Annotated in this window: 9 protein-coding genes; 6 read left to right on the top strand and 3 right to left on the bottom strand. The window is 52.7% G+C overall.

Features of this window, described 5'->3' with window-relative positions:
* Positions 1-16 precede the first annotated feature (16 nt).
* A complete protein-coding gene (locus P0H77_RS03100) occupies positions 17-1,252 on the bottom strand; it encodes a DegT/DnrJ/EryC1/StrS family aminotransferase (protein ID WP_276163534.1) in 1,236 nt (411 codons plus the stop codon).
* A gap of 9 nt (positions 1,253-1,261) precedes the next feature.
* Positions 1,262-2,404: a radical SAM protein gene (locus tag P0H77_RS03095; protein ID WP_276163533.1), complete on the bottom strand. Its 1,143-nt coding sequence runs from the start codon at positions 2,402-2,404 to the stop codon at positions 1,262-1,264.
* 341 nt (positions 2,405-2,745) lie between these two features.
* Here P0H77_RS03095 and P0H77_RS03090 point away from each other — a divergent pair, with 341 nt between their 5' ends.
* Positions 2,746-3,633: a LysR family transcriptional regulator gene (locus P0H77_RS03090; RefSeq protein WP_276163532.1), complete on the top strand. Its 888-nt coding sequence runs from the start codon at positions 2,746-2,748 to the stop codon at positions 3,631-3,633.
* 28 nt (positions 3,634-3,661) lie between these two features.
* Here the strand turns inward: P0H77_RS03090 and mgtA are convergent, their stop codons facing one another.
* Entirely contained in the window at positions 3,662-6,370 is a 2,709-nt protein-coding gene (mgtA, locus tag P0H77_RS03085; RefSeq protein ID WP_276165034.1) for a magnesium-translocating P-type ATPase, read from the bottom strand.
* A 394-nt stretch (positions 6,371-6,764) separates the two neighbouring features.
* On the opposite strand from mgtA, the gene treR reads away from it, so the two are divergent.
* The 5 genes from treR to nrdG all read left to right on the top strand — a co-directional run bounded on the left by treR (position 6,765) and on the right by nrdG (position 14,045).
* Positions 6,765-7,712 carry a trehalose operon repressor TreR gene (treR, locus tag P0H77_RS03080; RefSeq protein ID WP_276163531.1) on the top strand — a complete coding sequence of 316 codons (948 nt, stop codon included), beginning with the start codon at positions 6,765-6,767 and terminating at the stop codon, positions 7,710-7,712.
* Between the two features lie 133 nt (positions 7,713-7,845).
* Positions 7,846-9,264, top strand: a complete 1,419-nt coding sequence (gene treB / locus P0H77_RS03075; protein WP_276163530.1) for a PTS trehalose transporter subunit IIBC — start codon at positions 7,846-7,848, stop codon at positions 9,262-9,264.
* 47 nt (positions 9,265-9,311) lie between these two features.
* The gene (gene treC / locus P0H77_RS03070) at positions 9,312-10,964 is read left to right on the top strand and encodes an alpha,alpha-phosphotrehalase (RefSeq protein ID WP_276163529.1); all 1,653 of its coding nucleotides are present in this window, start codon (positions 9,312-9,314) and stop codon (positions 10,962-10,964) included.
* Between the two features lie 366 nt (positions 10,965-11,330).
* Positions 11,331-13,469, top strand: a complete 2,139-nt coding sequence (gene nrdD, locus P0H77_RS03065; RefSeq protein WP_276163528.1) for an anaerobic ribonucleoside-triphosphate reductase — start codon at positions 11,331-11,333, stop codon at positions 13,467-13,469.
* Positions 13,470-13,580: 111 nt separating this feature from the next.
* Entirely contained in the window at positions 13,581-14,045 is a 465-nt protein-coding gene (gene nrdG, locus P0H77_RS03060) for an anaerobic ribonucleoside-triphosphate reductase-activating protein (RefSeq protein WP_176920447.1), read from the top strand.
* Positions 14,046-14,054 lie beyond the last annotated feature (9 nt).

Here is a 14,054-nt window from a genome sequence, read left to right as displayed (position 1 = left end):
AATATTTTCTCTGCTATTATAAATCTTGTTTGCATTTATCAAAAACCTGCTTAACTCCTTTGATACAGGCATGTATATGCTCAACATCCCATGTGGGATGAAGGTAAAGGCTAAAGGTAACAGGCAGCAGGCTTCTCGCCTTTTCACAAACAACCTTTGAATATTCCACAGACTGCGGATCGGTATATTCTTTTGATTTGAATGGGAAATCGACGCTACCAAAGCCGTTTAACTCGCGGTAAACTTTTTCACCATAGGCTTCAGGCCACTGAATTTTAAATGCCGGGATACCCGCTTTTTTTAATTCAGCTAACACTTTTGCAGCATCAACGGGAAAGATATCGTGATTCAATACTAGAGGATACAACCAGTACGCATTCTCCCTGTCCACGGAGGTAAAAGGAATAGAGGCGATCTCAGGCATATTTGCAAATGCTTCGTCGTAAATACCCGCAAACGTTTTTCTGCGTTTTAAATTCCAGCTGTCAAAGCGTTTAAGTTCATTTATACCAATCGCCGATTGTATTTCGGTCATGCGATAATTAAAACCAATGCGATTATGCACATGGAATGTTTGTTCTTCTAGCGTCAACAAATCTATTTTACGTTTTACATCGAAGCCATGATCGCGGAATGCGCGGCATTCCCAGGCAACGTCCTCGTTATTCGTAACAACCATCCCGCCTTCGCCGCCGGTGGTAAAATGCTTACCCTGGCAAAAGCTAAACGTACCGATATCACCGATATTTCCCGTTTTTTTCCCCTTATACCGCCCACCGAGGCACTGTGCGCTATCTTCGATAACCTTTAAATTATGGCTTTTGGCAATAGCCATAATAGGGTCCATATCGCAGACCACACCATACAGATGAACGACAATAATCGCTTTGGTGCGCGGCGTGATGAGCTCGGTTATTTTCGCTGGATCAATAGTATGGTCGGGGGTTACATCACAAAAAACGGGTATTGCCCCGGCTTGTAAAACCGCGAAAGACGTGGCGATAAACGTGTACGAAGGTACGATGACCTCATCGCCTGGTCCTATATTTAATGAACTTACCGCAATGTGCACCGCGGAGGTACCTGATGAACAGGAAATAGCACAGGCAGAACCATTCCATTCAGCAAAATCCTTTTCAAACTGCACACCTTTTTTTCCGGTCCAGTAATTAACTTTACCACTGGACAAGATCTCTTCGATATCACCATAGCTTTGTTTATCGAATTGTGGCCAACCTGGAAAATTGTTCATTACCGCTCCTCAGTAAAAATAATCTACAATATTACTATCATGATTTGGTACAGGTTCTCGCCGCGTTGCTTTTTCTACTGTTTCATTAACCACTCCAGCTAAGCGGCAGCATGTTTCGCAGCCCCGACAAAAATTGCCAGCTAAATTATAATAACCTTTCAGGTTCATATTTATTTCCCCGACTGACAGAGAAGATAAGTTCCCTATAGGTAATCCATCGTTCGTTGCCTTCATCACGCAGGGATAAATATTACCATCTGCCCGGATCAGCCAGCGAGCTAAAGTGGAATAGCAATGTGAAAAACTAAGCGATTTTTCTCCGCTATTCGCCAGTACATTTAATAAATTTGTATTATTGACCACAAAATTATATAAAGCCTCATCTTCGCTGGCTGTCGCTGATAGCAGCTCTGTTAACTGCTTAATACTTTCCTGCCAAAAAAACTCACGATCGGACGTAAAGTTTTTATCATATGCATAATTTTGCGAGGGACAATCACATGACTGAATACGGCATATAGGTCTGAACTGAATATTGACGTGGTAATTAAAATCGCTAAAAACATCGCGACAAACGCTAAGCAAATTATTAATATTATGATCGCCATATAAAAATCCAATTCCCACATGCTGACACGTCGAATCAATGGCAGCATGCAAAAACGCTTTCCGTACCGATAACTTACCATGTTTAAGATTAAAAAAATCCGCTTCGGTGATTGCATCCAGAGAAACACGAAGCCAGCTTAGTTTATCCAGGGTGGAGGTTTTTAATTTTCGGCTACCATTGGTAATCAGTCCTACTGCAATATTATTTGCAGATAAAAAATCAATAATATCATTTAAATCAACATAGCCATTTTTATAGAGGGTGGGCTCTCCTCCGCCCGCAATAACCACAGCCTTAGGCTTTAATCTTAATATATTTTTAACTATATCAACGTTAAGGGATTCTCTGTACTGCTGATGTTTATAGCTACAATAACTACACTGTAAATCACAAATATCAGTGGGATGAATTTCAATAACATTTATTGCAGGGAGCGTAGAACAATCATTCTCTCTATGAATTAACTCTGTGTTATTTATAATCTCCGGAAATGAATTTAATATCCTCTTTGCGTTTCGCAACTTAGACGTCACTATCGACATGCTGTTTTCCTTGCATCATAAAAAATGCACATAGCAATGCTCCACATAAACGACGGCACCTTCATTTTAAATGATTACCGATTTCTATATATAGAAGCCAAATCATTACTTAAGTGAATATTGATAACCTTTCAGGACAGGATTTTTCCCTTAAAAGTGGTGTAAAAGTACTCATTCAGCATTTTAAAAATAAAATATGGCAACAATCCGCTTGCGGCTTACATTACCTAATTAATAAAAAAAGCTAACGTTTCCAGCCCGGTTTCAACATTTATCTTTTTACATACCACGTCATCGTTTGTATAATGAAAAAAAATAATTGACTGTTTCCTCAAACGAATATGAATCAAAAGGTTCTTAAAGCTTTTATTGAGCTAGCGAATACTGGCAATTTTCAACGTGCGGCAGAGCGTTTGTGCGTTACACAGTCAACGCTGACAAAGCAGATACAGGCACTTGAAGGCGAGCTGGGGCTTAATCTTTTTTCCAGAATCAAGAGTGGTACAATCTTGAATAAAAATGGGCAATTGTTATTTAATGAAATAAATAACATATTAACGGCCTATGATTTATTAAGACATAAAGCAGTCACCTTAACTAACCCTAATGATTTGACGGTTGGGTTTGGGATGGCGACGCGGGATCTGGCACCTGCATTACTCAATGGATTCACAAAAAAATGCCCACAAAAGAACATCACCCTCATCGATCTTGCAACCTCCCAACAAAATGAGAAGTTGCTTTCCGGCGAGCTGGATTTGGCATTTATGCGCGAACAAACCAGTACGCCGCTAAAACAAATGTTTATCAGGCGCGATCGTCTTATTTTAATTTACCATCACAGTAAAAAATCGCTTATTGAGGCACAGGACATTAGCGATATTTTAACGAATAACAAATTCTTTTGCATTGATGCTAATGCCTGCGCAGGCACACACCATATCACCTCTACTTTTCTGAAAAGTATATCTTCAACCCCAAATCTTAAAGAGATCAGTAGTTATACTAATATTCTTTCACTGGTAAAGGAAAATTTTGGCTACGCTCTCATTCCTGAAAGCGCATGGTATGACGAGCATAAGGATGTATTATCAATGACGATAACCCATCCTTTAACCGAGTGGAATATTGTTATGGCATGGAATGAGAAATTCAATAACACGTTACGAGATGATGTTATTGCTTATTGCCATGCCGCTATCATGAATACCTCCTGGCGGTCAGTATAGTTGCTATACTGCACCGCCGAAGATCGTATTACTGCCAGCCATACCGGCGGCTGTAAAACCCTTTCACCAGCTGCGTCAGCGTCATATACCCCGCCAGAATCGCGATCAGCCACGGGAAGTAGCTCAGCGGCAGCGACTGAAGCTGCAAATAACTTGCCAGCGGCGAGAACGGCAGCGCGATGCCAACCACCATCACCAGCAGCGTCATCAGCATCAGCGGCCAGGCGGCGCGGCTCTGGATAAACGGCAGGCGGCGGGTGCGGATCATATGCACAATCAGCGTTTGCGACAGCAGCCCGACCACAAACCAGCCGGACTGGAACAGGGTCTGCGCGTCCGGCGTGTTGGCGTGAAATACCCACCACATCAGACAGAAGGTGAGAATGTCGAAAATCGAGCTGATCGGGCCGAAGAAAATCATAAAGCGTCCCAGATCCGCCGGGTTCCAGCGTTGCGGCTTCTGGATCTGCTCATCATCAACGTTATCAAACGGCAGCGCCACCTGGGATACATCGTACAGCAGGTTCTGAATCAGCAGATGCAGCGGCAGCATCGGCAGGAACGGCAGGAAGGCGCTAGCCACCAGCACGCTGAAGACGTTGCCAAAGTTCGAACTGGCGGTCATCTTGATATATTTGAGCATGTTGGCAAAGGTACGGCGACCTTCAATAACACCCTCCTCCAGCACCATCAGGCTTTTTTCCAGCAGGATGATATCCGCCGCTTCGCGAGCGATATCGACTGCGCCATCGACGGAAATTCCGATGTCTGCGGCGCGTAGCGCGGGAGCGTCGTTAATGCCGTCGCCCATAAAGCCGACCACGTGACCTTCACGCTTGAGCAGGGTGACGATACGTTCTTTATGCAGCGGCGTCAGGCGGGCAAACAGCGTGGTACGTTGCGCCAGCTGTGCCAGCTCGTCATCGCTCAGTCCTTCAATTTCACTGCCAATCACCACCTGCCCTGCATCCAGCCCCACTTCATGACAGACTTTTGCCGCCACCAGTTCGCTGTCGCCCGTGAGGATTTTGACGGTGATACCGCTGGCTTTCAGCGCTTTCAGCGCCGGTGCGGTGGTCTCTTTCGGCGGATCGAGAAAGGCGATGTAACCTTCGAGGATCAAATCTGATTCATCGATTCGCTGATAGTCGCCTTCACGCGCCGGAAGATATTTGGTGGCAACCGCCACCACGCGCAGCCCCTGGCGGTTCAGGGTGTCCGTGACGCGCCTGACGCGGCGCAGCATGATGTCATCCAGCGGCACGATGTCGCCATTATGGCGGACGTGCGCGCAGACGTTGAGGATCTCCTGTAACGCCCCTTTACAGACCAGCTGATGCACATCCGGCTGTTCAGCGACTACCACTGACATCCGGCGGCGCTCGAAATCAAAGGGAATTTCGTCAATTTTTTGCCAGCGCGCTGAAAGCCCACGCGCCGATTCTTCATCCACGCCCTCAAGCACGGCGGTATCCAGCAGGTTTTTCAACCCGGTCTGATAGTGACTGTTTAGCCACGCGGAATGCAGCACGCGATCGCTGGTTTTTCCGCCAATATCGGTGTGGGTTTCCAGTACGATTTTATCCTGGGTCAGGGTGCCGGTTTTATCGGTGCAGAGGATATCCATCGCGCCAAAGTTCTGAATAGCGTCGAGGTGTTTGACGATGACTTTCTGTTTAGACAGCTTTACCGCCCCGCGCGCCAGCGTTGAGGTGACGATCATCGGCAGCATTTCCGGGGTCAGGCCGACCGCAACCGAGAGGGCAAACAGCGCCGCCTCCCACCAGTCGCCTTTGGTGTAGCCGTTAATTAACAGCACCAGCGGCGTCATCACCATCATAAAGCGGATCAGCAGCATACTGACGCGACCAATCCCTTTCTGGAACGCATTTGGCTCGCTGGCCTGCTCGCTCACCCGCCCCGCCAGTTGGCCAAACCAGGTATTGCCGCCGGTGGCAATGACCAGCGCCTGCGCGGTGCCGCTCACGACGTTGGTGCCCATAAAACAGAGGGTATCGCACTCCAGCGGATTGGTTTGCTGCGTATGGCGACTATGGGCGACTTTCTCCACCGGCAGCGACTCGCCGGTCAGCGACGCCTGCGCCACGAAAAGATCGCGGGCCTGTAGCACGCGCAGGTCAGCCGGGATCATATCCCCCGCCGCCAGTTTAACGATATCGCCCGGCACCAGACGGTCGATGGGCAGCTCCACCCAGCCGTTTTCGCCTTTCTCATTGCTGACGCGCAGTACCGTGGCGGTGTTGCTGACCATCGCTTTCAGGGCGTCGGCCGCCTTCGTTGAACGCGCTTCCTGAATGAAGTTAAGCAGCGTCGAGATGCCGACCATCAGGCCGATGACGCCCGCAGCGAAGAGATCTTCCGTCGCATAAGAAACGATGCCGAGAACGGTCAGCAGCAGGTTGAACGGGTTGCGGTAGCAGATCCACAAGTGCACCCACCACGGCGACGGCTGCTCGGCGGGAAGCTGGTTTTCACCATGTCGGGCGCGGGCAGCCTCGACTTCCGCCGCATTTAATCCTTCCGGATGACTGTCGAAGGCGTGCCACAGATCGCGCTCGCGCATCCTGGCGACGTTCAGGCACTGTTCGCTCAGCGAAGCGGGAATAACCGCGCCGTTGAGGTTTTTTGCCTCAGGCAATGGCTCGCGCTGCACCAGACGGCGAGGTAAATGACGGTTCAGCCGGGCAAAAAGCTGGCGGGTAATATTTTTCAGCATAATCAGTCCCTCCGCGCCCGTTACCAGCGGGCGCAGAATATCCTTCAGGCGTGACGAGGCCATACCTGACAGGCGAATACAGTGATTACAGGGACGCAAATGACGTCACTGCCTTGCGCTTCCGCTAAGGCAGTGAAAAGACTGACTTACCGGAAGGTAACTTTTCTCCCGTTTGGGAGAGGGGTGGGATCGGGATCCATACGGCCTCCGGTAAGTTAATGAGGTAATAAAACGCCGCGAATTATATAGCCTTATCAATATAATTTGTGGCATTTATGGCGGTATGATACCGCCACGTGACTAAACCGAACATAAACCAGACTTTGCCCATTGTTATTAAGGCGGGTAAAGTTAAGCTCTTTTACGACGTTGCTTCACCTTATGGGACGACAGGATGCAAAACCGGCTGACGATCAAAGACATTGCGCGCTTAAGCGGCGTGGGAAAATCTACCGTATCCCGCGTGCTGAATAATGAAAGCGGCGTCAGCGAACGTACCCGCGAACGTGTTGAAGCCGTTATGCAGCAGCACGGTTTCTCCCCTTCCCGCTCCGCGCGTGCCATGCGCGGACAGAGCGACAAAGTGGTGGCAATTATTGTTACCCGTCTGGATTCGCTGTCGGAAAACCTGGCCGTACAGACCATGCTGCCGGTGTTTTATGAGCAGGGCTACGATCCGATCATGATTGAGAGCCAGTTTTCGACGGCGATTGTCGAGGAGCATCTCGGCATGCTGCAACGGCGTAATATCGATGGCGTGGTGCTGTTTGGCTTTACCGGTATTAATGTGGAGATGCTGGCAAGCTGGCAGTCTTCGCTGGTTCTGCTGGCCCGTGATGCGCAAGGTTTTGCCTCGGTATGCTATGACGATGAAGGCGCGATCCAGATCCTGATGCAGCGTCTTTACGATCGCGGTCATCGCCATATCAGCTACCTTGGCGTGCCGCATCGTGACATCACCACCGGCCAGCGCCGCCATCAGGCGTGGTTATCCTTCTGCAAAAAACATCGCCTGCCGACGGTCTCCACCCTGCCGGGCCTGACCATGAAGCAGGGCTATGAACATGTGGTGGACGTGCTGACGCCCGACACCACCGCGCTGGTCTGCGCTACCGACACGCTGGCGCTGGGCGCCAGCAAGTATTTACAGGAACAGCGTATTGACAGCGTTCAGCTTGCCAGCGTCGGTAATACGCCGCTGATCAAGTTCCTGCACCCTGAGATCGTCACCGTCGATCCGGGCTACGCCGAGGCCGGACGTCAGGCGGCCTTACAGCTGATCGATCAGATCAACGGCCGCCGCGAACCACAACAAATCGTGATCCCCGCCACCCTCTCTTAATCCGCAGAACACGATTTATGTGATCGTCGCTACGTTTCGGGAACGTTCCCGTTTTCACTCATTCACCGAAGATATACTCTCTCCGCCAGTTATCACCCCGACCCCTTCTTTACATCTGCCACGAGGCTTTGAGATGAGTAAAGTTAACCAACAGGATATCGATCGGCTGATCGAACTGGTTGGCGGCCGCGAAAACATCGCCACCGTCAGCCACTGCATTACCCGCTTGCGCTTCGTGCTCAACCAACCGGCGAAGGCCGATCCGAAAGCGATTGAACAACTGCCGATGGTGAAAGGCTGTTTCACCAACGCCGGACAATTTCAGGTGGTGATTGGCACCGACGTCGGCGACTATTATCAGGTTCTGCTGGCCTCTACCGGACAGGCGCGCGCCGATAAAGAACAGGCGAAAAAAGCCGCGCGGCAGAATATGAAATGGTATGAGCAGCTCATCTCCCACTTTGCCGAAATCTTCTTTCCGCTGCTGCCGGCATTGATCAGCGGCGGCCTGATTCTGGGCTTCCGTAACGTTATCGGCGATTTGCCGATGAGCAATGGTCAGACGCTGGCGCAGATGTTCCCGGCGCTGAAAACGATCTACGACTTTTTATGGCTGATTGGCGAGGCAATCTTCTTCTATCTGCCGGTCGGAATTTGCTGGTCGGCGGTACGTAAGCTGGGCGGTACGCCGATCCTCGGCATCGTGCTGGGTATCACGCTGGTGTCACCGCAGTTAATGAACGCTTACTTACTGGGCCAGCAGACGCCGGAAGTGTGGAATTTCGGCCTGTTCAGCATCGCCAAAGTTGGCTACCAGGCGCAGGTGATCCCGGCGCTGCTGGCGGGTCTGGCGCTCGGCTTTATTGAAAATTACCTCAAGCGTATCGTGCCCAGCTACCTGTATCTGGTGGTGGTCCCGGTCTGCTCACTGCTGCTGGCGGTGTTTCTCGCCCACGCCTTTATCGGCCCGTTTGGCCGTATGATTGGCGACGGCGTAGCCTTTGCGGTGCGCCATCTGATGACCGGCAGTTTTGCCCCGATTGGCGCGGCGCTGTTCGGCTTCCTCTATGCGCCGCTGGTGATCACCGGCGTGCATCAGACTACGCTTGCCATCGACATGCAGATGATCCAGAGCCTCGGCGGCACGCCGGTATGGCCGCTGATCGCGCTGTCAAACATTGCCCAGGCGTCGGCAGTGCTCGGCATTATTATCGTCAGCCGTAAACATAACGAGCGGGAAATCTCCGTTCCGGCCGCCATCGCCGCTTTCCTCGGCGTCACCGAGCCGGCGATGTACGGTATCAACCTGAAATATCGCTTCCCGATGCTCTGCGCGATGATTGGCTCCGGCCTCGCGGGCTTGCTGTGTGGGCTTTACGGCGTGATGGCTAACGGCATCGGCGTCGGCGGCCTGCCGGGCATTCTCTCCATCCAGCCGGGCTACTGGCAGGTCTTCGGCATGGCGATGCTGATCGCGATTGTGATCCCGGTGGTCCTCACCACGGTGATGTACCAGCGTAAGCACCGCCAGGGCACATTACAGATTGTCTGACCTTTTCGGGGCGCAGTTGCGCCCCTTCGCATTTGCAGGAAATAACCATGAATATCCTTCCTCACTGGTGGCAGAACGGCGTCATCTACCAAATTTATCCGAAGAGCTTTCAGGACACGACTGGCAGCGGTACCGGCGATTTACGCGGCGTGACGCAGCGCCTGGATTATCTGAAAACGCTGGGCGTTGACGCCCTCTGGCTGACGCCGTTTTATATCTCCCCACAGGTCGATAACGGCTACGATGTCGCCAACTATACCGCCATCGATCCCGCCTACGGCTCGCTGGATGATTTTGACGCGCTGGTGGCAGAGGCCAAAGCGCGCGGCACGCGCATTATTCTGGATATGGTGTTTAACCATACTTCCACCCAGCACCCGTGGTTTCGTGAGGCGCTCAATAAAGAGAGCCCTTATCGCGAGTTTTATTTCTGGCGCGACGGCACGCCGGATGAAGCGCCGAATAACTGGCGTTCTAAATTCGGCGGCAGCGCCTGGCGCTGGCAGGCGGACAGCGAACAGTATTATCTGCATCTCTTTGCGCCGGAGCAGGCGGATTTGAACTGGGAAAATCCGAGGGTGCGCGCTGAACTAAAACAGGTCTGCGCATTCTGGGCCGATCGCGGCGTGGACGGGCTGCGCCTCGACGTGGTGAATCTTATCTCCAAAGATCTGACGTTCCCAAATGATGAACCGGGCGACGGACGTCGTTTTTATACCGATGGACCGCGCGTGCATGAATTTTTGCAGGAGATGAGCCGCGATGTGTTTATGCCGCGCGGGCTGATGACGGTCGGAGAAATGTCCTCCACCACCCTTGAGCACTGCCAGCGGTATGCGTCTCTGGACGGCGGTGAACTGTCGATGACCTTTAACTTTCACCATCTGAAAGTGGATTATCCCGGCGGTGAGAAATGGACCCAGGCGGCACCTGATTTTGTGGCGCTCAAATCTCTGTTTCGCCACTGGCAGCAGGGGATGCATCAGCGGGCATGGAACGCGCTGTTCTGGTGTAACCACGATCAGCCGCGCATCGTGTCGCGTTTTGGCGATGAAGGTGAGTACCGCGTGCCCGCCGCTAAAATGCTGGCGATGGCGCTGCATGGGATGCAGGGCACGCCGTATATCTATCAGGGCGAAGAGATTGGCATGACCAATCCGCACTTTACCCGCATCACAGATTACCGCGACGTTGAGAGCCATAATATGTTCGCCGAACAGCGGGTCAACGGGCGCGATGCCCAGGAGCTGCTGGATATCCTTGCCGTCCGCTCGCGGGACAACAGCCGGACACCGATGCAGTGGGACCGCGGTCCCAACGCTGGCTTTACCACCGGCGAACCGTGGATCGGCGTGAATGCCAACGCGAGCGAGATCAACGTCGAGGCGGCGCTGGAGGACAAGCAGTCGGTATTTTATACCTATCAGGCGCTGATCGCGCTGCGCAAAACCGAGCCGGTGCTGACGTGGGGAGACTACGAGGATCTGCTGCCGGATCATCCACATCTGTGGTGTTACCGCCGCCAGTGGCAGGGACAAACATTGCTGGTCATCGCCAACCTGAGCCGCGAGTGCCAGGACTGGCAGCCGACACCCTGTCCGGGAGCATGGAAAGTACTGGCAACCAATTACGCGGAGGTGGCCAATCGGCCTGCACCGATGACCCTTCGACCTTTTGAAGCGCTCTGGTGGCGACAGTAAATGAAAGCGGCCCGGGGTGACCGGGCCGCGATTTTCCACGCTTTTTTTAGGGCTTTTGCAAGTCTTTCGTCAGTACGAAAAATTATATCCTCCGCAGCGCCCGTCATCTGTACTGTCTCCTTTTTACTTTGTCCTGCATCAATAAAATTGCAAACATCTTTGATGCAAATCACTACATATAGAACTTAAAATGCCGCCCGGCCCTACATATTGTATTTATCGTCTATTATTGCACCACGCCCTTTAGCAAGAGCTGTGGATAAAAAGGGCCGCGCTTACCGGAAGTCTCTGGATGCAGTAACGAAAAAAACTACCGGGACATTCCTCCCTCTGTGGATAACCTGTTCTTTTAAATATGGAGTGATCATGACACCGCATGTGATGAAACGAGATGGCTGTAAAGCGCCGTTCAAATCAGAGCGCATCCAGGAAGCAATTCTGCGTGCAGCTAAAGCAGCGGGAGTCGATGACGCAGACTATTGCGCCACCGTCGCAGAAGTCGTTAGCAATCAGATGCAAAGTCGCAGTCAGGTCGATATCAATGAGATCCAGACCGCGGTCGAGAACCAGCTGATGTCCGGGCCGTACAAACAGCTCGCGCGCGCTTATATTGAGTACCGTCACGATCGCGACATTCAGCGTGAAAAACGCGGTCGTCTGAACCAGGAAATTCGCGGCCTGGTCGAGCAGACCAACTCTGCCCTGCTCAACGAAAACGCCAACAAAGACAGTAAAGTGATCCCGACCCAGCGCGATCTGCTGGCCGGTATTGTCGCCAAACACTATGCCCGTCAGCACCTGCTGCCGCGCGACGTGGTACAGGCGCACGAGCGAGGCGATATCCACTATCACGATCTCGACTACTCCCCGTTCTTCCCGATGTTCAACTGTATGCTGATCGACCTGAAAGGCATGCTGACGCAGGGCTTTAAGATGGGTAACGCGGAAATTGAACCGCCGAAATCCATCTCTACCGCCACCGCGGTAACCGCACAGATTATCGCCCAAGTGGCCAGCCATATTTACGGCGGCACCACCATTAACCGCATTGATGAAGTGCTGGCCCCGTTTGTCACCGAGAGTTTTAATAAGCACCGTAAAACGGCTGAAGAGTGGCAGATCCCGGACGCTGACGGCTACGCGCACTCGCGTACCGAGAAAGAGTGCTACGACGCGTTCCAGTCTCTTGAATACGAGGTGAACACGCTGCACACCGCTAACGGGCAGACGCCGTTTGTCACCTTTGGTTTCGGCCTTGGCACCAGTTGGCAATCGCGTCTGATTCAACAATCGATCCTGCGTAACCGCATCGCGGGCCTCGGCAAAAACCGTAAAACGGCGGTATTCCCAAAACTGGTGTTCGCCATCCGCGACGGCCTGAACCACAAGCCAGGCGACGCCAACTACGACATTAAACAGCTGGCGCTGGAGTGCGCGAGCAAGCGTATGTATCCGGATATCCTGAACTACGAGCAGGTAGTCAAAGTGACCGGCTCGTTTAAAACCCCGATGGGCTGCCGCAGCTTCCTCGGCGTATGGGAGAACGAGAACGGCGAGCAGGTTCACGACGGTCGTAATAACCTCGGCGTGATCAGCCTCAACCTGCCGCGCATCGCGCTGGAAGCCCGGGGTAATGAAGCGGCGTTCTGGACGCTGCTGGACGAGCGTCTGGTCCTGGCGCGTAAAGCATTGATGACCCGTATTGCCCGTCTGGAAGGTGTCAAAGCGCGCGTTGCGCCGATTCTGTATATGGAAGGTGCCTGCGGCGTGCGTTTGAAAGCGGACGACGATGTCTCAGAGATTTTCAAAAACGGTCGCGCGTCTATTTCGCTGGGTTATATCGGTATCCATGAAACCATCAATGCGCTGGCAGGCGAAAACCATATGTACGACAGCGAAGCGCTGCGTGCAAAAGGCGTGGCGATTGTTGAACGTCTGCGTCAGGCCGTGGATCGGTGGAAAGAGGAAACCGGCTACGGTTTTAGCCTGTACAGCACGCCGAGTGAGAACCTGTGCGACCGCTTCTGCCGTCTGGATACCGCCGAGTTCGGCGTGGTACCGGGCGTCACCGATAAAGGCTACTACACCAACAGCTTCCACCTCGACGTCGAGAAGAAGGTGAATCCGTACGACAAAATCGATTTCGAAGCGCCGTACCCGCCGCTGGCGAACGGGGGCTTCATTTGCTACGGCGAGTATCCGAACATCCAGCACAACCTGAAAGCGCTGGAAGACGTCTGGGACTACAGCTACCAGCACGTGCCGTATTACGGGACCAACACCCCGATTGACGAGTGCTACGAATGCGGCTTTACCGGCGAGTTCGAATGCACCAGCAAGGGCTTCACCTGCCCGAAATGCGGCAACCACGATGCGGCGCGGGTGTCGGTTACCCGCCGCGTATGCGGATATTTAGGCAGCCCGGATGCACGTCCGTTTAACGCCGGCAAGCAGGAAGAAGTGAAACGCCGCGTGAAGCATTTGGGCAACGGCCAGATCGGCTGAGTCCGCAGCCATGAATGCCCGGTGGCGCTACGCTTACCGGGCCTACGGTCACTGGCAGCGTGCTACACATACAGGCCGGGTAAGCGCAGCGCCACCCGGCAGGAAACCACTATGAACTATCACCAGTATTACCCCGTCGACATCGTCAACGGCCCCGGCACGCGCTGTACCCTGTTTGTCTCAGGGTGCGTACATGAGTGCCCCGGCTGCTACAACAAAAGCACCTGGCGGCTGAACTCGGGTCAGCCGTTCACCCAGGCGATGGCCGATCAAATCATCCACGATCTCAACGATACGCGGATCAAGCGCCAGGGGATCACTCTCTCCGGCGGCGATCCGCTCCATCCGCAAAACGTCCCGGAGATCCTGACGCTGGTGCAGCGGATCCGCGCCGAGTGTCCGGGGAAAGATATCTGGATGTGGACCGGCTATAAACTGGATGAACTGAACGAAGCGCAAATGCAGGTGGTGGACCTGATCAATGTGCTGGTGGACGGCAAGTTTGTACAGGATCTGAAAGATCCGGCGCTAATCTGGCGCGGCAGCAGTAATCAGGTGGTGCATCATTTGCGTTGAGGGACGGCA

The sequence above is a fragment of the Superficieibacter sp. HKU1 genome, from assembly GCF_029319185.1.
Classification (GTDB): domain Bacteria; phylum Pseudomonadota; class Gammaproteobacteria; order Enterobacterales; family Enterobacteriaceae; genus Superficieibacter.
This window is presented reverse-complemented; position numbering and strand designations above follow the sequence as displayed.